Origin of the sequence: Arthrobacter sp. HS15c (assembly GCF_040812005.1) — a bacterium.
Classification (GTDB): domain Bacteria; phylum Actinomycetota; class Actinomycetes; order Actinomycetales; family Micrococcaceae; genus Arthrobacter.
Genome location: NZ_JBFOHM010000004.1, coordinates 214,730 through 236,724, shown reverse-complemented (window position 1 = coordinate 236,724; position 21,995 = coordinate 214,730). Strand labels below are relative to the sequence as shown.

At 67.4% G+C, this 21,995-nt stretch carries 16 protein-coding genes; 12 read left to right on the top strand and 4 right to left on the bottom strand.

What is annotated here, in order from left to right:
- The first annotated feature begins 33 nt into the window (after positions 1-33).
- From ABV518_RS07995 to ABV518_RS07980, 4 genes are all read left to right on the top strand, one after another.
- Positions 34-2,934, top strand: a complete 2,901-nt coding sequence (locus ABV518_RS07995) for a glycoside hydrolase family 78 protein (RefSeq protein WP_367766576.1) — start codon at positions 34-36, stop codon at positions 2,932-2,934.
- Between the two features lie 32 nt (positions 2,935-2,966).
- Positions 2,967-4,739: a DUF5605 domain-containing protein gene (locus ABV518_RS07990; protein WP_367766350.1), complete on the top strand. Its 1,773-nt coding sequence runs from the start codon at positions 2,967-2,969 to the stop codon at positions 4,737-4,739.
- Positions 4,740-4,889: 150 nt separating this feature from the next.
- The gene (locus tag ABV518_RS07985) at positions 4,890-5,456 is read left to right on the top strand and encodes a type 1 glutamine amidotransferase domain-containing protein (RefSeq protein WP_367766349.1); all 567 of its coding nucleotides are present in this window, start codon (positions 4,890-4,892) and stop codon (positions 5,454-5,456) included.
- Between the two features lie 126 nt (positions 5,457-5,582).
- Positions 5,583-7,058, top strand: a complete 1,476-nt coding sequence (locus tag ABV518_RS07980) for a DHA2 family efflux MFS transporter permease subunit (protein ID WP_367766348.1) — start codon at positions 5,583-5,585, stop codon at positions 7,056-7,058.
- A gap of 58 nt (positions 7,059-7,116) precedes the next feature.
- Here the strand turns inward: ABV518_RS07980 and ABV518_RS07975 are convergent, their stop codons facing one another.
- The 3 genes from ABV518_RS07975 to ABV518_RS07965 form a co-directional block, all read right to left on the bottom strand.
- Positions 7,117-8,241, bottom strand: a complete 1,125-nt coding sequence (locus ABV518_RS07975) for an alpha/beta hydrolase family protein (RefSeq protein ID WP_367766347.1) — start codon at positions 8,239-8,241, stop codon at positions 7,117-7,119.
- A 41-nt stretch (positions 8,242-8,282) separates the two neighbouring features.
- Positions 8,283-9,116: an alpha/beta fold hydrolase gene (locus ABV518_RS07970; protein WP_367766346.1), complete on the bottom strand. Its 834-nt coding sequence runs from the start codon at positions 9,114-9,116 to the stop codon at positions 8,283-8,285.
- Positions 9,117-9,204: 88 nt separating this feature from the next.
- Positions 9,205-9,873, bottom strand: a complete 669-nt coding sequence (locus tag ABV518_RS07965) for a TetR/AcrR family transcriptional regulator (RefSeq protein ID WP_367766345.1) — start codon at positions 9,871-9,873, stop codon at positions 9,205-9,207.
- A 223-nt stretch (positions 9,874-10,096) separates the two neighbouring features.
- Between ABV518_RS07965 and ABV518_RS07960 the strand changes: the two genes are divergently transcribed.
- The 5 genes from ABV518_RS07960 to atzF all read left to right on the top strand — a co-directional run bounded on the left by ABV518_RS07960 (position 10,097) and on the right by atzF (position 18,817).
- Positions 10,097-11,599 (top strand): amino acid permease, encoded by a 1,503-nt coding sequence (locus ABV518_RS07960; RefSeq protein WP_367766344.1) that lies wholly within the window; start codon positions 10,097-10,099, stop codon positions 11,597-11,599.
- 75 nt (positions 11,600-11,674) lie between these two features.
- The gene (locus tag ABV518_RS07955) at positions 11,675-12,559 is read left to right on the top strand and encodes an urea amidolyase associated protein UAAP1 (RefSeq protein WP_367766343.1); all 885 of its coding nucleotides are present in this window, start codon (positions 11,675-11,677) and stop codon (positions 12,557-12,559) included.
- Positions 12,556-13,233, top strand: coding sequence for an urea amidolyase associated protein UAAP2 (locus tag ABV518_RS07950; RefSeq protein WP_367766342.1), 678 nt, complete (start codon positions 12,556-12,558; stop codon positions 13,231-13,233). Before ABV518_RS07955 ends, ABV518_RS07950 begins: the two co-directional genes overlap by 4 nt.
- The gene (uca, locus tag ABV518_RS07945) at positions 13,230-16,976 is read left to right on the top strand and encodes an urea carboxylase (protein WP_367766341.1); all 3,747 of its coding nucleotides are present in this window, start codon (positions 13,230-13,232) and stop codon (positions 16,974-16,976) included. Before ABV518_RS07950 ends, uca begins: the two co-directional genes overlap by 4 nt.
- Positions 16,973-18,817, top strand: a complete 1,845-nt coding sequence (gene atzF / locus ABV518_RS07940; protein WP_367766339.1) for an allophanate hydrolase — start codon at positions 16,973-16,975, stop codon at positions 18,815-18,817. Before uca ends, atzF begins: the two co-directional genes overlap by 4 nt.
- Here atzF and ABV518_RS07935 read toward each other — a convergent pair.
- Positions 18,814-19,668: an alpha/beta fold hydrolase gene (locus ABV518_RS07935; RefSeq protein WP_367766338.1), complete on the bottom strand. Its 855-nt coding sequence runs from the start codon at positions 19,666-19,668 to the stop codon at positions 18,814-18,816. The genes atzF and ABV518_RS07935 overlap by 4 nt on opposite strands.
- Before the next feature lie 98 nt (positions 19,669-19,766).
- On the opposite strand from ABV518_RS07935, the gene lysS reads away from it, so the two are divergent.
- The 3 genes from lysS (at position 19,767) to ABV518_RS07920 (ending at position 21,943) form a co-directional block, all read left to right on the top strand.
- Positions 19,767-21,299 carry a lysine--tRNA ligase gene (lysS, locus tag ABV518_RS07930; protein WP_367766337.1) on the top strand — a complete coding sequence of 511 codons (1,533 nt, stop codon included), beginning with the start codon at positions 19,767-19,769 and terminating at the stop codon, positions 21,297-21,299.
- Positions 21,300-21,301: 2 nt separating this feature from the next.
- Positions 21,302-21,481, top strand: a complete 180-nt coding sequence (locus tag ABV518_RS07925) for a hypothetical protein (protein ID WP_367766336.1) — start codon at positions 21,302-21,304, stop codon at positions 21,479-21,481.
- Between the two features lie 132 nt (positions 21,482-21,613).
- Positions 21,614-21,943, top strand: a complete 330-nt coding sequence (locus ABV518_RS07920; RefSeq protein ID WP_131132354.1) for an Lsr2 family protein — start codon at positions 21,614-21,616, stop codon at positions 21,941-21,943.
- Positions 21,944-21,995 lie beyond the last annotated feature (52 nt).

Here is a 21,995-nt window from a genome sequence, read left to right as displayed (position 1 = left end):
ACGTCTCCGCCCGAAAGGCCCTCCGTGACAAACATGACCCTGACACCGCAGTCAGCCACCCGCCAGCAGACCGCCGTGAGCCGGTTGACCGCGGAGTACCGGACGGACACCCCCTTCGTGGCTGAGCCGCGGCCCCGGCTCAGCTGGGTCACTGCCACTGCGAGCACGGACTGGCAGCAGACCGGTGCCGAACTCCGGCTCAGCCGCGGCGGAACGACGGAAGCGGCAGTGCTCGGAGGCGCCGAGTCCGTGCTCGTGGAGTGGCCCTTCGCACCTATCGCGGCGGGCGAACAGGTGGAGTTGGAAGTCAGGGTCATGGGGAACGACGGCGGCACCACGGACTGGAGCGCGCCGCTGGCTTTGGCGGGCGGCTTTGTGGACGGGCCGTGGGAGGCAGCGGCCATCGGTCTGCCGGCACCGGCCGGGGAAGAGCAGCGGCTGGGCCAGCCCGGCCAGCTGCGCTGCGAATTCATGGTGGGGGAGGGGCTGGCCAGGGCCACCCTGTTCGCCACCGCACACGGCGTCTACCAGGCCGAAATCAACGGCACGGAAGTGGACGACCAGATCCTCAAGCCGGGCTGGACGGCCTACGCGGACCGGCTCAACCACGAAACCACAGACGTCACGGCGCTGCTGACTCCGGGCGCCAACGCCATCGGCGTCTGGCTGGCCGGCGGCTGGTTCACGGAAAAGTACGGTTTCCACGGCTTCGCCAAACCGTTCTACGGCGAACAGCCGGCGGTCAAGGTGGAGCTGCACCTCGAATACGCGGACGGGACGCGGGAAACCGTGGTCAGCGGGCCGTCCTGGCGGGCGTTCACGGGCGGCCCGCTGGTGTCCAGCGGCATTTACGCCGGCGAAGCCTTAGACGCCCGTCGTGCGGAAGCGGGCTGGTCAAGACCCGGCTTCGACGACGCACACTGGCTCCCGGCCGCCGTCGACCCAGACGCGGACTGGGCGGAGGCCACGCCGGCCATCGCCCCGCCCGTGCGCCGCATCGAGGAACTGCCCGTCAGGCATGTCCTGACCACATCCTCCGGCGCCACCGTGCTGGACTTCGGCCAGAACCTGGTGGGCCGCCTCAGGATCCGGGTCACCGGCGAGGCAGGCCGCACCATCACCCTCCGGCATGCCGAAGTCCTCGAAGACGGCGAACTGTCCCTCCGCCCGCTGCGCCAGGCGGCCGCCACCGACACCTACACCCTGGCCGGGAGCGGTGTCGGGGACGGCGGTGCGGAAGCCGTCGAGGAGGAATGGGAACCGCGGTTCACCTTCCACGGCTTCCGCTACGCCCAGGTGGACAACTGGCCCGGCGAGCTGGACCCGGCGGCGATCACCGCCGTCGTGATCCACAACGACATGCGCCGCACCGGCTGGTTCGAGTGCTCCGACCCGCTGCTGAACCGGCTGCACGAAAACGCCCTCTGGGGGATGCGCGGCAACTTCCTGGCCCTGCCCACCGACTGCCCCCAGCGTGACGAGCGGCTGGGCTGGACCGGCGACATCCAGGTCTTCAGCCCCACCGCCAGCTACCTCTATGACTCGCTGGGCTTCCTGGATTCCTGGCTGCGTGACCTTTCGCTCGAACAGGGCCACCGCGACGGCGTGGTCCCCATCATCGTGCCGTCCGTGCTGGGCATGCTCGAATCGCCGGTGGCCGCATGGGGCGACGCCGCCACGGTGGTCCCGTGGGTGCTGTTTGAACGCTTCGGCGACACGGGCCTGCTCCGCCGGCAGTATGCCAGCATGCGGGACTGGGCCGATGCCCTGCTCAAAGTCAGGGACAGTTCCGGTCTGTGGCAGGGCCAGATGCAGCTCGGCGACTGGCTCGACCCCGCCGCACCGCCGGACAAGCCCGGTGCCGCCCGCACCCACGGCGACATCGTTGCCAGCGCCTACCTTTTCCGCTCTTTGAATCTCGTGGCCCAGGCGGCCGCCATTCTGGGGAACGACGCAGACCACGGCACCTACGCGGCGCTCGCCGAGGAGACCCGGCAGGCATTCCTGGCCGAGTACGTGACGCCTTCCGGCCGGATGGTTTCGGACGCGCAGACGGCCTACTCCCTGGCCCTGATGTTCGGCATCAGCACCGACCCGGCCCAGCGCCAGGCCCTGGGCGGCCGGCTCGCCGAGCTCGCCCGGCTCGGTGGCTACCGGATCGCCACCGGGTTTGTGGGCACCCCGCTGATCGCCGACGCACTGACCGTCACCGGCCACCTGGATGCCGCCGAGCGGCTGCTCACCCAGATCGAATGCCCTTCCTGGCTGTACCCCGTGACGCAGGGTGCCACCACCATCTGGGAACGCTGGGACTCCATCCTCGAGGACGGCAGCGTCAACCCCGGCGAAATGACCTCCTTCAACCACTACGCGCTGGGCGCCATCGCCGACTGGATGCACCGCACCGTGGCAGGCCTGTCCCCGTCGGCGCCAGGGTACCGGAAACTGGGCATCGCACCGCGCCCGCTGAACAGCCTGACGCACGCGGCGACGTCGCATGAGACGCCCTACGGCCTGGCCAAGGTCGCGTGGAAGCGGGTCGGGGACCGGATCCTGGTGGACGCCACGGTGCCCCCGGGGACCACCGCTGTGGTCTCGCTCCCGGACGGCTCCGCGGAGTTTGTTGTGGGCTCGGGCCGGCACAGCTGGGACGTTCCCGACGCCGGGCCGGCAGCTGAGCCGGGCGCGGCCTCGCTGGACACCCCGCTCGCGGACATCATGGACGATCCCGAGGCCTACGCGGCAGTCTGGCGGGCCATCGACGCCCATGATCCGGCAGGGGCTGCCGCCTTCCGCAAGGACACCGTCTGGTACCGGCAGACCACGCTGGACCAAAGCCTGATCTTCACCCGGCCCGCCGTCAAGAAGGACATCGCCACCGCCCTGGCTGCCCTCTCCGGCAACCGCGCCGCCCAAATCCCTAAAAACTCCTGAACTCCTTACATCCACAAATAAAGAAGGCCCCGATGACCACTTTCACCGCCGAGAGCCCGCTGTACTTCGTGATGCGGCACGCCGAAGGCAACCGCATCCTGAGCGAGCATGTCCCCACGCTGACCAACAACCCCCTGCTGCACACCCTGTACTTCCATGAGGTGGGCATGATCCTGGGCACCGAGGAAGCACTGAAAGGGAAGCCCGCCGAGGTGGCGGAGATTCTGCGCCTGATCGGCGGGCTGGAACCGGAGGACACGGTGGCGCAGCGCGCCGCGGCAGCCGCCGTCGACGTACCCGCCCCGGCTGCCGGCTACGAGCCGGAAACCGTGGAGCGGGGCAGCGCGGCTGTTTCGCTGCCCACGACGGTGGCGGCGCAGGAACGCTTCGAAGTCACCTTCGCCGGGCCCGCGCACGGCAACCCGTTCACCGACGTCGACCTCCGGGCCGTGTTCACCGCCCCCTCCGGCAAGGTACTCAGCGTCCCCGGTTTCTACGACGGCGACGGGACGTACAAGGTCAGGCTCCTGGTCCCGGAATCGGGGGACTGGACGTTCAGCACGTCCAGCAACGCCCGCTCGCTCGACGGCATCACCGGCGCCTTCAGCGCAGCGGAGGCCGCTGAGGGCGTGCGGGGCGTGGTGCGCGTGGCCAGCACCTTCCACTTCGCGTACGACGACGGCACACCCTACCTGCCGATCGGCACCACGGCCTACGCCTGGACCCACCAGGGCGACGCCCTGGAAAAGCAGACCCTGGACACCCTGGCCGCGGGGCCGTTCAACAAGATGCGGATGTGCGTCTTCCCCAAGTCGTACCTGTTCAACGAGAACGAACCGGACCTGTACCCGTTCGAGGGTTCCCTGGCCGGCGGCTTCGACTACGAGCGGCCCAACCCGGCGTTCTACCGCCACCTCGAACAGCGCATCAGCCAGCTGGACGAACTCGGCATCGAGGCGGACCTCATCCTCTTCCACGCCTACGACCGCTGGGGCTTCTCCACCATGACCCCGGGCCAGGACGACCGCTACCTCAAGTATGTGGTGGCCCGGCTGGCGTCACACCGGAACATCTGGTGGTCGCTCGCCAACGAATACGACCTGCTGTTCCGCAAGACCACCGAGGACTGGGAGCGGTTCGCGGGCATTGTCCAGGCCAACGACCCCAGCGGCCACCTGCTGTCCATCCACAACTGCCACGCGTTCTACGACTACAGCCGGCCCTGGATCACGCATAGCAGCATCCAGCGCCAGGACGTGCACAAGACCGCTGAATTCACAGGGGAGTGGCGGGACCGCTGGCAGAAGCCGGTGGTCATCGATGAGTGCGCCTACGAAGGCAACATCGACCAGGGCTGGGGCAATATCACTGGCGAGGAAATGACCCGCCGGTTCTGGGAGGGCGCGGTCCGCGGCGGCTACGTGGGCCACGGCGAAACCTACATGCACGCCGGGGACATCCTGTGGTGGGCCAAGGGCGGGGAATTCCACGGCACCAGCCCTCAACGCATCGCGTTCCTGCGCCGCATCCTGGAAGAGACCCCCGGCGGATTCCTGGACCCGCTGCCCAGCGCCTGGGACGTCCCCACCGCCGGCATCCGGTACGAATACGAGCTCAGCTACTTTGGCTTCAACCAGCCCACGTACCGGAATTTCGTGATGCCCGCCGGGCGGCAGTACCAGGTGGACATCATCGACACCTGGAACATGACCGTGGAGACCCTGCCCGGCACGGCGGAAGGCCGGTTCCGGGTGGAGCTCCCGGGCCGGCAGTTCATCGCCGTGAGGATCCGCGCCGTTTCCTGACCCGGGGCAAGAGTACGGGGAAAGCCCAAAGTAATCAGCTTGCTTATTACTTTGGGCTTTCCTAGGCTGGATGCTGTCAGGCACAACAACTCTCCAGGCGGATACCGGCGCGCTTCCCTGTGCTGCGGCCGCCTCACCAGAGGAGGAAAAATGTCAGAACACAGCATCGCAGGCAAGAAAGTCGCATTCCTGTTGACGGACGGCGTGGAGCAGGTCGAACTCACCAGCCCATGGCAGGCGGTCAAGGACGCCGGCGGCGAACCCACCCTGGTGGCCCTCAAGAGCGGCAAGCTGCAGGGCTTCAAGGGCACGGACAAGGGCGACACGTTCGACGTCGACCTGACCGTGGCCGACGCCAACGCGGCGGACTTTGACGCCCTGGTGCTTCCCGGCGGGGTTGTGAACGCAGACCACCTCCGCGTGGACAAGGACGCCCAGGCCTTCACCCGCACCTTCTTTGAGCAGCACAAACCGGTGGCTTCGATCTGCCACGGACCGTGGCTCCTGATCGACGCCGGAGTGGTCCGCGGCCGGAACGTCACCTCGTACCACACGCTCCAGACGGACCTGAAGAACGCCGGCGCCAACTGGAGCGACCAGGAAGTGGTGGTGGACCAGGGCCTGGTCACCAGCCGCAGCCCCAAAGACCTGCCTGCCTTCAACAGCAAGCTGGTGGAGGAAATCTCGGAAGGCCGGCACGCCGGCCAGACCGCCTGAACCGAACTGTTCCCCCTGGGTTAAGAAAAATTCCCGCCGGAGGAATTACTCCACCGGGTAGAGTGTTGGAATCTGCAGCGACGATGCTCGCCTGCCACCAAACTCAAACTCCCTGAGGGAACACTTATGTCTACAAAAGTCTCTTCTGACGCCCACGGCGAGCCCGTGCAGGCCGCTGAGGCGCAGCCGTCCGCACCGGTGAAGATGTCCCGCGAATCGGTGACCATCATCGCCACGCTGCTGGTGGCAACATTCGTGGTGATCCTCAACGAAACCATCATGAACGTTGCCCTGCAGCGGCTGATGGTGGACCTCGGCGTGGACGCGCCCACCGTGCAGTGGCTGTCCACCGGCTTTATGCTCACCATGGCCGTGGTCATCCCCACCACTGGATTCATCCTCCAGAGCCTGTCCACGCGCGCCGTCTTTATGCTGGCCATGGGCCTGTTCGCGGGCGGAACTGCGCTGGCTGCAGTGGCGCCGGGCTTCGAAGTCCTGCTCCTGGCCCGCATCGTCCAGGCTGGCGGCACGGCCATCATGCTGCCGCTGCTGATGACCACCATCCTCACCCTGGTTCCGCTCGCCAAGCGCGGCGCCGTGATGGGCAACGTCAGCATCGCCATCTCCGTGGCCCCGGCCATGGGCCCTACGGTCTCCGGCCTGATCCTGGAGCACTTCACGTGGCGCTTTATGTTTGTGTTCGTCCTCCCGGTGGCCCTGGCCGCACTGGCCATCGGCGCCAAGTACCTCACCAACGTTGGCGAAACCGAGAAGACCAAGCTCGACTTCCTCTCCGTGCTCCTGACCGTCCCGGCCTTCGGCGGCCTGGTCTACGGCCTCAGCCAGATCGGCGGCGGCCACGGCGGCCAGGGCGGACCGAGCCCGGTGGCCATCGGCGCGCTGGTTATCGGCGTGGCCAGCCTGGCGGTGTTTGTGCTGCGCCAGCTCCGGCTGCAGAAGGCCGAGGCCCCGCTGCTGGACCTGCGCGCCTTCAACTTCCGCATGTTCACCGTGTCCGTGCTGCTGATGGTGGTGGCCATGATGGCGCTGTTCGGCGGCGTGATCCTGCTGCCGCTCTACCTGCAGGAGATCCGCGGCCTCGGTTCGCTGGAAACCGGCCTGGCCCTGCTCCCGGGCGGCCTGGCGATGGGCCTGCTGGGCCCGTTCATCGGCCGGCTTTTCGACAAGGTCGGCCCGCTGCCGCTCACGGTGACCGGTTCTGTCCTGATGGTGCTGTCCCTGTGGCAGTTCTCCATGCTCGACGCCGGCACCGCGGTCTGGTGGATCGTCAGCCTTCACGTTGTGCTGAGCTTTGGCCTGGCGCTGCTGTTCACCCCTGCGTTCACCACCGGCCTGAACCCGCTGCCGCCGCACCTGTACTCGCACGGCTCGGCAATCATGAGCACCACGCAGCAGGTCGCCGGTGCCGCGGGCACGGCCCTGCTGGTGTCCATCTTCGCCGTGGTCTCCGCCGCGTCCGGCCTCGTTGCGGGGATGAGCGCCGCGTTCCTGACGGCGACCGTTATAGCCCTCGCCGCCGTCGTACTTTCAGCGATGATGCGCAAGACGGAAGGCGCCGCCCCGGCCCACGGCGGCCACTGATCCCAATCAAGGCAGCAGTCAACGCACTCAAGAGCGATTTGGGTGCGTTTTCTGCGAGTTAGTTGGGGTGGAGTTTCAGCATCCAGCGGGCCACCGATTCTTCCCAGAGCCCCGGCCAGCTGTTCCACTCCTGCGTGTGCCGGCAGGCCGGGAACCTGACCAGGCTTACGGGATCAGGGAAGCGGGCGGTGTAGTCCTCGCTGATGCGGATCGGCGTGCGGGCATCGTCTCCGCCATGAAGGATGATCACCGGAACCGGCGGCGGAACCTGCGTGAAATCCAAAGCCCGGAGGTCCAATGGCTGATGCAGGCCGACCAGCCGGTGCAGGGGACCGCCAAGCACCCGCGACGCTCCGATTGCCAAGGCGGCGGGCAGTCGCGCAGCTGCTGAGTTGGCCAACAGCGTCCGGTGCCAGTCCAGGACGGGCGCGGTCAGCACGAGGCCAGAGATCAGATCCCGGTGTTCGGATGTGTGCGCTGCGGCCAGCGCCATGGTGGCACCCAGAGACCAGCCCGACAGGATGACCGACGTAGCACCCCGCCCTGCAACGAAGGCCAGGGCTGCCTCAACATCGGCCTGCTCGCTGGCCCCGAGGTGGTGTTTGCCGTCCGGCGTCGGGGGAGCGTCACCGTCTCCGCGAAAGGAGATGAGCAGTTGGCTGAGCCCCCGCCGATGGAAGAACGGTGCTGTGCGAAGACCGGTGGTCCGCCGGCCGCCGAGGCCGTGGATATGGATAACCCACGAACCCTGATCGGTGCCGGGGATCAGCCATGCCGGTGCCGGTCCCGGGAGGGTGACGTCCTCGAAAGGAAGGCCGGCCGCTTCAGGGTCCGGGTAGACATAACCTGACCAGTAGCCCCTGGTGCCCGGCGTGAGCCGGCCGCTGTCGACGGCCTCCACGCGCCGGGTGACCGTGCCGGCCTTCCGGTCCCTGGATACCACGGGACCGATCCGGGCATGACCGGTGCGTTTGCCCCAGTAGAGGCTGAAGACGCCTGGAGACGCCGTGTCCCGATCAGCCACGAGGGTCACGGTGCCGTCACCGGCAGCCGTAACCCTGATCCGTTCAGGACGTTGCTCCACCGGGGTGACCAGGGTCCTGGCAATGTGAAAGGGAACCCAGCCCGCGAGGGCGGCTGCCGCAACTGCCGCTGCCGCGCTGAAGAGCGTCCGGTTGTCCACACCGACACTCTAGTGGCCCGCCGCGCGGCGGAGGCCGGGGGTCAGCCGGCGAAGAAGTCGCTGAGTTCGGTAATGAGCTTGTCCGGGGCGCGGAGCACGCCGTCGTGGCCGGAGCCCTGCAGGATGGTGTAGCTGGAGCCGGACAGGACATCGTGGATCTGGCCGCACGCCACCCCGAAGTACGCCGGGCTCTTTTCGCCCACCACGATCAGGGTTTCCAGGGGCAGTTCCAGGAACGGTTCGGCCGGCATGTCCGCGGCGATGATCGCCTTGATTTCCCGGACGCCGGTGCGCATCAGTTCGCGCATCTGCTTGCCCACATGCGTGCCGGCGGTTAGCTTGTTGGCGATGGTGAGCATGGACAGCGGCATCCGCGAGAATGCGCCGCCGGTTTCCAGGCCCTTGGTCAGCACGGCCAGGGCGCGGTCGTCGTCTCCGGCGGCGGTGGCACGTTCGTATTCGGCCGTCCAGTCGGCCTTGACACTGTGGTTGACGGAGACGGCGGGGTCATAGACTGCCAGCCGTTCCACGGGAAGCGTGCGGGCCGCGTGCAGGGCCACGGCGCCACCGAAGCTGTGGCCGAAGACGTCGGTGCTGGACGTGTGCTTCATCACCGCGTCGAGGTCCCGGATGTCCGCGTCAAGGGTGTAATCCTCGGCCTGGGGCGAGGAAGAACCGCGGCCGCGGCGGTTGAACGTGTGCACCGGGCGGCCCAGGGCTGCGCTGAGTTTCTGCGCAAACTTGGTGTAGTCGGCCGCAGTCACCATGGAGGCCGGCACCACCACCACGCCGGAGCCTGCGGACGCGAGTTCCGCGCCCGTGGAGAAGAGCTCGAGTGTGCCGCCGTCGGGGGTCTTGATGTTCTCGCGCGTCATGTTCCGAGCCTAGCCGAGCAACCTGCATGCAGGCACCATGGACGTTGCCCTCCATGGAGACAGAAGCCGCAGCGGGCGCACGGATTGTTCAGCCCAGGCGTGCGATGAGCGCAGTGCTCTGGCCCCGGATGGCTGGCAGTTCATTGCCCAGCCCGCACAGGATGAGCCCGGCATCGGCCGCCTGAAGCGGAGAATCGGATGTTGCCATTCCGTCAGCCCGCAGGTTGACCAGGGATTCGACGAGGCGGAACGCAAGATCGCCCGGGTTCCCCGAAGCTGCGGCAGGGCCGGCAGGGGCCAGGAGGGCGCCCAGTTCCCCGTACAGGTTGCGCAGTTCCTGCCGGTCCGCCAGGAACCGTGCGAACCTGCCGCCGCGGGCTTCGGGCAGGTGGTACAGGACTCCGAGGTTCCAGCGGGAGCTGCACAGTTGCGTGCCGTCATAAAGGGCGACGGCGTGAAGCCGGCTTCCCGGAGTTCCCTCACTGTGGGGCAGTGCAGCAACCACGCGGGCAAACGCCAGCCCGGCCAGCACGGTGCCCTCAAGCAGGTCCTCCAGGATGTCGTTCTTGGTCTTGAAGTGGTGGTAAAGCGAGGACTGCCTGATCCCCACGGCGTCGGCAATGGACCGGGTGGAGGTGTTGGCGAAGCCGTGCGTCGTGAAAAGCTCGGCCGCCGCATCCAGGATTTCGTCCCGGGCAGTTGCTCCTGGCCTGGAGGGCTGTTGGCTGCGGGGGCGTCCCGGTCCGGCTGAAGTCACGGCATCATTCTTGCACCCAGACGGGCAAGCCTTCGCCGCCCGGTCCGTAGGTGAGGATCCGGAAATACAGCAGAAACAAGATGTCTATGCGCCTTTTACAGAGGCGAAACTCGTTGGGGACATCGCACTGGAAAACTATCAATTGACCGGTATTCCGCAGCAGCTTTCGGCCGAGTGCTGCAGAACCGGCGGCCCCCCGCCATTCCAGCCCCTGGAGAATCCGATGACCTCAACCATTGCTCCCGCCGTCCACGCGGACGACGCGGATCTGACGTCCCTTGGCTACGAACCCACCCTCCACCGGAAACTCGGCCGCTACGCTTCCTTTGCTGCCGGCTTTTCGTTCGTCTCGATCCTGACCACCATCTTCCAGCTGTTCGCCTTCGGCTACTCCTTCGCGGGTCCGGCCTTCTTCTGGACCTGGCCGGTGGTCCTGGTGGGCCAGCTCCTCGTGGCCCTGAACTTTGCCGAACTGGCAGCCCGCTACCCGTTGTCCGGAGCCGTGTACCAGTGGGCCCGCCGCGTCGGGGGAGAGGGCGTGGGCTGGTTCGCCGGCTGGTTCATGGCCATTGCCCAGGTGGTGACCGCCGCAGCCGCCGCAATCGCCCTGCAGGTGGTGCTGCCCCAGCTCTGGGACGGCTTCCAGATTGTTGGCGGCGACCCCGCGCTCAACACCGTCAGCGGTGCCGCCAACGCCGTCATCCTCGGAGCAGTGCTCCTGGTGGCCACCACCATCATCAACTCACTCGGCGTGAAGCTCATGGCCCACGTAAACTCAGTGGGCGTCACCTGCGAGATCGTGGGCGTCGCGGCCGTTATCCTCGCCCTCATCAGCGCGGCCCAGCGCGGACCTGAGGTCGTCGCGGATACCACGGTGCTTCAGGGCTCGGACCTCGGCGCCGTGGGAGCCTTCCTTGTCTCCGGCCTGATGGCTGCCTACGTCATGGTGGGCTTCAACTCCGCCGGCGAGCTCTCGGAAGAAACCAAGGACCCGCGCCGCACGGCTCCGCGCACCATCCTCTCAGCCCTGCTCATTTCCGGCATCGGCGGGGCCCTGATGATCATCACCGCCCTGATGGCCGCACCCAGCCTCGACGACGGTCGCCTCGCCACGGAGGGCCTGCCCTACGTCCTCACCGCCGTCCTGGGCACGTTCTGGGGCAAGGTCCTCCTGGTGGACGTAGCCATCGCTATCTTCGTCTGCACCCTGGCCATCCAGACCGCCGGTTCCCGGCTGGTGTTTTCCATGGCACGCGACGGCAAGCTGCCCGCATCCGCCCTGCTCTCCTCGGTCCACCCCACCCGCGGCACCCCCATGTGGCCGTCGATCGCCATCGGTGCCCTGGCCGTCGGCGTCCTTGCCATCAACGTTGGCAACGCGGCCCTGTTCACCACCCTCTGCAGCGTCTGCATCGTCATGGTCTACATCGCCTACCTCCTGGTCACCGTGCCGCAGCTCCTCAACAGGCTCCGCGGAGACTGGAACCGGGTGGGGCAGGCGCTGCCGGAAGGACTGTTCTCCCTGGGACGCTGGGGGCTCCCGGTAAATATCCTCGCCGTTCTCTATGGGGCCCTGATGGTGGTCAACCTCGCTTGGCCCAGGCCCGAGGTTTACGACCCATCCGGCGAAAACGGAATCCTCCTTTATTCAGCGCCTCTGATGGTCGCCGTGGTCCTGCTCCTAGGAGTGTGGGTCCGACGGCGGAACCTGGCTTCGGAGGCCTGAAGCGCCGGCGCTTCACACAGGCTTCCGGAACAACCACGCGCAACAAACCACGCTTCAGAACAACACGGGATTGACATGACACAAGTAACCGAAAGCCCGGCAGCAGCCGGCACCGCCACCACGGCAGGCGCCCGCGCCCACGCCAGGGAGCAGCACGGCAGGACCGTTGACACCATGCGGCACGTGCCCGCGACCGCCGCCCCCGAACGCCTGACTGCCGGCCTCACCGAGGACGCCGCCGCCGCGCTCACTTGGGCCGAATCCCTGGCCTTCGGCCGCTACACCACCATGACACTGGCCCGCGGCACCAGGATCAGGCTCACGGACACCTCCGGCGACGCCTGCGTGCACGCCCTCCTCTACCGCGCGGGGGCACTGCACGAACGGCTCAACATCGCGGACACTGTCAAGGTCCCTTGGCAGGCCTATCCCTCCACGGGCCACCCGCTGCTTTCCGACGCCGGCCGCCTGATGGCCACGATCGTCACCGATACATCCTCCTGCCACGACGCTCTGACGGGTGCCACCACCCTGGAGGGAAACACGGCACGGTACGGTGCGGGAACTGCCCACAGTGCGTCCCCTGCCGCCCGGGAACTGCTCACCCTCGGAGCACTGAAGAGCGGGCTGGGAACCCGCGACGTGGCACCGTCGTTGACCCTCTTCAAGGGCATCAACGTGGACCCCGCCGGCAGCATCACCTTCACCGGCAGTGCGGGGGCGGACGCCGCCGTCGAACTTCTCCTCCAGCTGGACACCGTGCTGGTCCTTGCCAATACCGCCCATCCGCTGGACCCGCGCCCGGACTTCACCGGCACCGCCGTGGACATCGTGGCCTGGCAGGCGCCGCAGGATCTGGCAGCACTGGAATCCGGTGCACTCACCGGACCCTTGGCTCCCGAACACCTGCAGGCACTGCACAACACCGAACACGATCTGACCGCAAGGAACGCCCGATGAACACCGCAACCTATACCCCGTCCGCAGCAGGCGCCCGCGACGTTGCCCTGGCACCCGGCGAGGTGGTCCTCGACGAGCTCGTTGAGGCGCGCGGCCGCTGGTCCGCCGTCGTTTCCGCCGGCGACGTGCTGACCATCGTGGACCTCAACGGCAACCAGGCCGTGGACTGCCTGCTGTATGCCGCAGCCGACACCGCCGTGCGGTACTCCGCCGCCGTCACCATCGCCCGGCAGCAGTCGATCGTCCTCACCACAGGCTCGGTCCTGCGGGCGGATACTGGAACGCCCCTGATGACGGTTGTTGCTGACGAGGTGGGCGTGCACGACACCATCGGCGGCGCCTGCTCGCAGGAGTCCAATACGCTCCGCTACGGGCAGCACACGCGTGAACAGCATGCCTGCGTGGAGAACTTCCTGATCGAGGGCTCGCGCTGGGGGCTCGGGAAGAGGGACCTGGTGTCCAACATCAACTGGTTCATGAACGTGCCCGTGGACCCGGATGGTGCCCTGGGAATCGTGGACGGGCTGTCCGCCGCCGGAAAGCGGGTGGCGCTGCAGGCCGAGGTGGACACCCTGGTGCTCGTATCCAACTGTCCTCAGGTCAACAACCCGTGCAACGGCTTTGACCCCACCCCCGTCCGCATGATCGTCACCCGGCCGGAGGCTGCACTGTGAACTCTTTCGACACCCTCCTGGTTGCAAACCGCGGCGAAATTGCCTGCCGCATCATCGAATCCGCGAAGAAGCTGGGACTCCGGACCGTTGCCGTGTTCTCCGAGGCGGACCGGGGCGCCAAGCATGTCCGGCTGGCAGACGAAGCACTGCTCCTGGGGGCGGCGCCTGCCAAGGAGTCCTACCTCCGCGTGGACGCGCTGATCAACGCCGCCAAGTCCACCGGAGCCGGCGCCATCCACCCCGGCTACGGCTTCCTGTCCGAGGACGCAGCGTTCGCCGAAGCCGTGGAAGCGGCCGGGCTCGTCTTTGTGGGCCCGACCCCCGAGCAGCTGCGCATCTTCGGCACCAAGCACACCGCGCGCGACGCCGCCCGGGCCGCCGGGGTGCCGATGATCGCCGGTTCCGGGCTGCTGGAGGATGTGTACGACGCCGTCGCGGCCAGCACCGCCATTGGCTTCCCCCTGATGCTCAAGGCCACCGGCGGTGGCGGCGGCATCGGCATGACGGTCTGCCGCACCGCGGACGAACTCGTGGAAAGCTTCCCCCGAGTGGCCCGCCTCGCGGGCGCCAGTTTTGGCACGGCCGGCGTCTTCGCCGAACGGTATGTCGAAAACGCCCGGCACATCGAGGTCCAGGTCTTCGGCGATGGCGAGGGGCGGGTTGTCAGCCTGGGCGACAGGGACTGCTCGCTGCAGCGCCGCCACCAGAAAGTCCTCGAAGAGGCACCCGCCCCGGACCTGCCGGAAGGGCTGCGGGAAGAACTCCACCGCAGCTCCCGCGCCCTCTGCGCTTCCCTCAATTACCGCTCCGCCGGCACAGTTGAATTCGTCTACGACTCCACCCGCAAAGAGGCGTCCTTCCTCGAAGTCAACGCCCGCCTGCAGGTGGAGCACCCCGTCACCGAGGCCGTCACCGGCGTGGACCTGGTGGAATGGATGCTCCGCCTGGCCCAGGGCGGCAGCGAAGCCCAAACGGTCCTTGGCGGAGTGCCGGACAGCCTGCCTGTGACTGGCCACGCCGTGGAAGCCCGCGTCTACGCCGAGGACCCTGCCCGCGGCTTCCAGCCCAGCGCCGGCACCGTCACGAACGCCGTTTACCCTGGGGCAGAAGAAGCGAGGGTGGATGCCTGGGCGGAAACAGGCACGGAAGTTTCCACCAACTACGATCCGCTCCTGGGCAAGATCATCACCTCCGGCGCGGGCCGCACCGAAGCCTTTGACCGGCTCGCCGCAGCCCTGGAAAACACACGGATCGACGGCATCGAAACGAACCTGGGAATGCTCCGCGCCGCCACCGCCCTGGACGTGGTCCGCCGGGTCCAACATTCCACCAGCACCCTGGACAATGTGGGCGACCCCGAACCGCGAATCTCCGTGGACCGTCCCGGCCTGCAGACCAGCGTCCAGGACTGGCCCGGCCGGACCGGACTGTGGCAGATCGGCGTTCCACCCAGCGGTCCCATGGACGATCTGTCCTTCCGGCTTGGAAACACCGCGCTGGGCAACGCCGAAGGCGCTCCCGGCCTGGAATTCACCATGACCGGTCCAAGCCTGACCTTCACCCACCCCACCACCGTCTGCGTCACCGGCGCGGAGGCAACGGTGACTGTCGACGGGGCGGAGGTGCCCTCCTGGGCGCCGGTGACGGTTCCGGCGGGAGGAACGCTCGACGTCGGCACCGCGGCGGGGCACGGGCTCCGCGGGTACATCCTTTTCCAGGGCGGCCTGGACATTCCGGAGTACCTCGGCAGCGCCTCCACGTTCACGCTGGGCCAGTTCGGCGGGCACGCCGGACGGGTCCTGCGCGCCGGCGACGTACTCCGCGCTGTAGAGCCCGCCGCCGGTGCAGTCACAGCAGAGGTCCCGCTGGACAGCCGGCCAGCGCTGGTCTCCACCTGGGAGCTGGCCGTGATGGAAGGTCCGCACGGTGCTCCGGAGTTCTTCCAGCGCGAAGACATCGAAGAGCTGTATGCCTCAGAATATGAGGTCCACTTCAATTCCGCCCGCACCGGCGTCCGGCTGACCGGCCCCAAGCCGCGCTGGGCCCGGACCGACGGCGGCGAGGCCGGCCTGCACCCGTCCAACATCCACGACACCGCGTACTCGGTTGGTGCCCTGGACTTCACCGGCGATACCCCGATCCTGCTCGGCCCCGATGGCCCCAGCCTGGGCGGGTTCGTCTGCCCGGTCACCGTGGTAACTGCCGACCGCTGGAAGCTCGGCCAGCTTCGGCCGGGGGACAAGGTCCGGTTCGTTCCCGTCCGGGCCGGCCAGGCGCCGTCGGCCAAGGATTTAGGACCCGGCCGGCAGCTGATCCTGCCCGGCGACGCCGGTTGGTCCGGGGACATGGCGAAGGTAACCGCCGCCGGAATCACCGCAGCGGCCTCCGCCCCCGCCGTCAGCATCTCGCGCGGGGATGGCGACGACGGCGTGCTGGGCCGGGTGCCGGAAGGTACCGGCCGGCCGGCGGTCACTTACCGCCGCTCGGGTGACGACAACCTGCTCGTGGAGTACGGCGAAATGGTCCTGGACCTTGGGCTCCGCGCACGGGTACACGCCCTGCACCAGCACCTCGAACAGCTCCGCGTGCCGGGCATCGTGGACCTCACCCCGGGCATCCGCTCCCTGCAGGTCAAGGTTGATCCCTCGGTCCTGTCCACCAAGCGCTTGTTGGACCTTGTCCAGGAAATTGAGGCGGCACTGCCGGCGAGTTCCGAGCTGGTGGTCCCCAGCCGCACCGTCCGGCTGCCACTGTCCTGGGACGACCCCGCCACCCGCGAGGCAATCGAACGCTACATGGCCGGTGTCCGCGACGACGCCCCCTGGTGCCCATGGAACATCGAATTCATCCGGCGCATCAACGGGCTGGACTCTGTCAACGACGTGTTTGACACCGTCTTCAACGCCGAATACCTGGTCCTGGGACTGGGCGACGTCTACCTCGGCGCCCCGGTCGCCACCCCGCTGGATCCGCGCCACCGCCTGGTCACCACCAAATACAACCCCGCCCGCACCTGGACACCCGAGAACGCGGTGGGCATCGGCGGCGCGTACATGTGCATTTACGGCATGGAAGGCCCGGGCGGCTACCAGTTCGTTGGCCGCACCACCCAGGTCTGGTCGCGCTACGCGGACTCCGCCCCGTTCGAACCGGGTTCGCCGTGGCTGCTGCGCTTCTTCGACCGGATCTCCTGGTACCCGGTCAGCCCGGAGGAACTCCTGGACCTGCGGGCGGACATGGCCGCCGGCCGCGGCCGCGGCGTGGAGATCGACGACGGCACGTTCTCGCTGGCCGGGCACGAGGTGTTCCTCGAAGAGAACCGGGAGTCCATCGCGGCATTCCGAGAGAAGCAGGGTGCGGCGTTCGCCGTGGAGCGGCAGGCGTGGGCCGACGCCGGCGAGTTCGACCGTGCCGACGCGCTCGCCGCCGTCATCTCACCGGTGGCCGACGAGGTGACCGTTCCGGACGGCGGTTCCCTCGTGGCCGCCCCGTTCGCAGCGAGCGTCTGGAAGGTGGACGTGAAGCCAGGCGACCGGGTGGTGCAGGGCCAGCCGCTGGTCTCGCTGGAGGCGATGAAGATGGAGACCGTCCTGGAAGCACCCTGCGACGGCGTGGTGCTGCAGGTCCTGCCGGCCGCCGGTTCGCAGGTGGTAGCGGGAGAAGCAGTGGTGGTCCTCGGAAGCGCCGATGCCGGCCTCCGGTCCGCCACCGAACCACACGAACTGGAAGAGGCAGCAGTATGAACACCGTAATCACCGGCGCGGCGGGCACCCGGGTCCGGCTGGCGCTGGCCGCCCTGGAAACAGTGGACCGTCCGGAAATCTGGATCACCCTCCGCGGTGCTGATGACCTGCTGGCCGAAGCAGCCGCCATTGACGCAGCAGTGGTCGGCGGCGCCGAGCTGCCGCTGGCCGGGCTCCTGCTGGCCGTCAAGAACAACGTTGACGTCGCAGGAATCCCCACGACCGCGGCGTGCCCCGGTTTTGCCTACCTGCCCGAGAAGGATGCAGAACCGGTGGCCCGCCTCCGCGCCGCCGGCGCCCTGGTGCTGGGCGCCACCAACCTGGACCAGTTCGCCACCGGCCTGGTGGGTACGCGAAGCCCGTACGGCGCGGTCCGGGATTCCCGCCGCCCGGACTACATCTCCGGCGGCTCCAGTTCCGGTTCCGCGGTAGCTGTGGCACTCGGCCTGGCGGACATCGCCATCGGGACGGATACGGCAGGATCGGGACGGGTGCCAGCCGGATTGCAAGGCATCGTGGGCATCAAACCTACCCTGGACGTTGTGTCCACCGCCGGTGTGGTGCCAGCCTGCCGATCTTGGGACGCCGTCACCATCTTCGCCCGCCACCTGTCAACGGCTGAACTTGCCATAGGCGCGATGGCGGGAGGGGCCCGGGCCTGGCCGGCGGACATCCGGCTGGCGGCGCCGGAGAAACCGCGGGTTGCGTACCCGGCACGCCTGCCGGCTCTGCCTGAACCCTGGGCTGCAGAGTTCCACCGGAGTATCGGCCGCCTGCGGGAGCTGGGCGTGGAGGCGGAAGCCATCGACTTCGATGCCTTCCTTGACGCTGCCCGGCTGCTGTATGACGGTGGTCTGGTGGCCGAGCGCTACGCTGCCGTCGGCGAATTCATTGAAGCAGCCGACGGCGGCGCTGGCGCCCGGGCGGGCATCGACCCCACGGTGGAGGGCATCATCCGGGCGGCGGGCAAGGTGCCTGCCCACCAGTACGTCTCGGACACCGCGAAGCTGGAAGCACTGAAGCAGAAGGCGATGGCGCAGTTCGAAGGGTTTGACGCCCTCCTGGTCCCCACCGCCCCGTTCCATCCCACCCTTGCTGAGGTGGCCGCAGACCCGGTGGGAGTGAACTCGATGATGGGTACCTACACGAACTTCTGCAACCTGTTCGACCTGTGCGCCGTTGCCGTTCCTTCCGGCGAGGTGGACGGCGCCCAGTTCGGTCTGACCGTAGTGGGGCGGACGTTCGACGACGCCGTCGCCGCGGACATCGCCCGGCTCGTGGAGGCAACCCCGGACTTGCCGGTACTCTTCGCCGGGGGCGCGGCACCGGCAGCCGCGAACGAAACAGTCCACCCGCCGTCGTCCGTTCCCTGGCCAGTGGCTGCAGGCGCAGCCGCTGTGCCGCTGGTGGTGGTCGGCGCCCACCGCAAGGGACAGCCGCTGGCTCCGCAACTCGAGGCGCTCGGTGCCGCCTGGGCCGGCCCCGTGCGCACCGCGGCCCGCTACCGGATGGTGTCCCTGGGCACCGTGCCGCCGAAGCCCGGGGTGTACCGTGCGGAGGACGGCGGAGCCGAGCTTGTGGGTGAACGGTGGCTCGTCTCCGAAGCCGGGCTGGGGGCGTTCCTGGCTGCCCTGCCCGAACCCATGCTGCTCGGCTCGATGGAACTGGCTGACGGTTCCAGGGCTGTGGGGTTCGCCTGCGATGCAGTGGCGGCCGCGCAGGGGGAGGACATTACGCGCTACGGCGACTGGCTGGCAGCCCAGGACCACGTGACTCGACCCAAGAGCCTGTGGCATGCCCTGGGAGATGCCGCGTTGGCAGGGTTCAGCCGCGGAGCTTAGCCCTTGAAGTACTCAGAGATATCCGTCACAAGCTCCTTGACGGCCGCAGGTATGGAGCCGTGGAAACCCTTGGGGGACAGCTCGAACGTGCTTCCGGGCACTGAGGCGTGCAGCCGCTCGGCCGTAGCTTTGTAGTAGCTCGGGCTCTTCCCGCCAGCCATGAAATGGGTGTTCGGGGGCAGCACGCTGAAGTCCCTGGCATGGTCCGGCTCGTTGTACGCGGCCCGCAGCTCACCCACACCGCTGGGCATCACCTGCCGGAACATCCGGTTCACCTTGGTCCGGGACATCAGGGCCATCAACCCTGCAAGTACCGGCTCGGGAATCCTGGCCATCGCACTGCCGGGGTTCGTGGCCTTCTTCATGTGCGCCAGCGCGTGGCCCACCCTGCCGTTGTTTACGGCGTCTTCGAATCCGTCCAGCCATTCGGTGTCGATGCTGCCGTCGATGTTCACGGCGGCGTCGTACACGCACAGCTTGTCCGGAACGTAGCCGGTCCCGGTGAACTCCTGCACGGCGTTCAACGCGACGGAGCCGCCCAGGCTGTGGCCCAGGATGTTGCGGGCCCCGGTCGTGTCCAGGACCGTGCGGAGGTCGGAGATTTCGGTGGCCATGGAGTAGTCCGCCGGCTGTTCGCTGGACTTGCCGCGGCCCCGGCGGTCGTACACGTCCACCGCCCAGCCGTCGCCCAGGCCCTTCGCCAGCGCCTGGGAAAACGGGCGGTAGATCAGGGCGGTGAGGAAGGCGCCGCCGATCAGCACCACGCGGCGCTCTCCCGGCGCATCCTCGGTGCCGTAGCTGGACAAAGCCAGCCGGCCGCCGTCGTGCGTTGGCACTACCTGTTCTTTCACCCTCCCCATCCTAGGGCGGGGGCACCGGCGCCCGGGCGGCAAAGCCGGCAGGACGGCCGCGAAGCCGGTACGCCGAACTCCCGGTAAACTTGGGGATTGTGACTTCCCAAAACACCCCCGCCCCCAAGAATGCCCCAGAGCCCCTCGACGCCAGCGAACAGATGCGCATCCGCATGGAAAAGCGCGCCAAGCTGATCGAGCGCGGCAGCCAGGCATACCCGGTGGGTGTTGAGCGCACGCACTCCCTCACCGAGATCCGCGAAAAGTACGCGCACCTCGAAGCCGACGACACCACCGGCGACGTTGTGGGCGTCACCGGCCGCGTGGTTTTTGTGCGCAACACCGGCAAGCTTTGCTTCGCCACGCTGCAGGAAGGCGGCGTTGACGGCAAGGGCACCCGGCTCCAGGCCATGCTCAGCCTCGCCAACGTGGGCGAAGAAGCGCTCGCCGACTGGAAGGCCCTGGTGGACCTGGGCGACCACGTGTTCATCAAGGGCGAGGTGATTTCCTCCCGCCGCGGCGAGCTGTCCGTGATGGCCGACTCCTGGTCCATGGCCTCCAAGGCGCTCCGCCCGCTGCCCGTCCTGCACGCGGAACTGAACGAGGAAACCCGCGTCCGCCAGCGGTACGTTGACCTGATGGTGCGCGACGAAGCCCGCGAAATGGTCTACACCCGCGCCGCGATCACCCGGTCCATCCGCGAGAGCCTGCACCGTCACAGCTACGTTGAGGTGGAAACGCCCATTCTGCAGCTGGTGCACGGCGGTGCCCTGGCCCGACCGTTCGAGACGCACATGAACGCGTTCGACCAGAAGATGACGCTGCGGATCGCCACCGAGCTTTATCTCAAGCGCGCCGTGGTGGGCGGCATCGACCGCGTCTACGACATGGGCCGGGTCTTCCGCAACGAAGGCGTGGACTCCACCCACAGCCCGGAATTCACCACGCTCGAGTGCTACGAGGCCTGGGCGGACCAGTTCGTCATGGCGCAGCGCATCAAGGAAATCATCCTCGACGCCGCCGATGCGGTGGGTGCCGGCCGCACCCTCCAGACCGAGGCCGGCGAGATCAATCTCGACGGCGAATGGGCCTGGGTCTCTGTCTACCCCGGACTGTCCGACGCCGTTGGCCAGGACGTCACGCCCGACACTTCGCTGGAGGTGCTGCGCGAAATCGCCGAAAAGCACGAGGTCAAGGTGGACCCGAAATGGGACGCCGAGAAACTGGCCGTGGAGCTGTTCGGAGAAATTGTGGAGCCCACGCTCCTGAACCCCACGTTTGTGTACGACTACCCGCCGTCCGCGCAGCCGCTGGCCCGTCCGCACCGCGAAGACGGCCGCCTGATCGAGGCCTGGGATCTCATCATCGGAGGCATGGAGCGCGGTACGGCCTTCTCCGAACTGATCGACCCCGTCATCCAGCGCGAGCGGCTCACCGAGCAGTCCCGGCACGCGGCCGCCGGCGACGTCGAGGCCATGCAGCTGGACGAGGACTTCCTCCGGGCCCTCGAATACGGTGCGCCGCCCATGGGCGGCATTGGCCTGGGCATCGACCGGCTGGTCATGCTGTTCACCGGTGCCGGCATCCGCGAAACCATCCTTTTTCCGCTCCTGAAGCCCGAAGGCCACTGAACATGGAATACGTAGCCGTACTCCTGCCGTCGCTTGTAGTGGGCCTGCTTTTCTGGTTCGCCATGAAATCGATCTTTAATGCTGATAAGTCCGAACGCCAGGCCGAAGCGCGCGCCCAAGCTGAGGCAGAAGCGCGTTCCGCTGCACCTTTGAACGGACCGGACCCGGAAACTAATAAATAAAACGAAAGTATTTTATGTGGATATCCACATGGAACCATTTGCCGCTTTGACGCGTTGCCATTAAGAGGGCCATACTTTTTACAGGAACATCCTGCTTTTCTGACAACCCGAACCTTCCCAAGAGGACTATTAATGGCACAGAAAGTAAACATCATCCTCGTAGATGATCTGGATGGGGGATCCGCGGACGAGAATGTCCGTTTTGGCCTCGATGGGGTCAGCTACGAAATTGATCTGTCCTCGGCCAACGCGGCCGAGCTCCGTTCGTCCCTGGAGCGGTTTATTGCCGCAGGGCGCAAGACATCCGCCGGCCGGGCCACCCGCGCCAAAGCGGTCGTAGGTGCCCGCAGCAATGACTCTGCCCAAATCCGCCAGTGGGCGCGGGACAACGGCTACACGGTAAACAGCCGGGGTCGAATTCAGGCTGAAATCCAGGAAGCCTACCAAAAGGCAAATTCCTGATATCGGCCCCTCGACGGCGTAATAGGCCCTGTCTTCACCCTCGGGTGGAGGC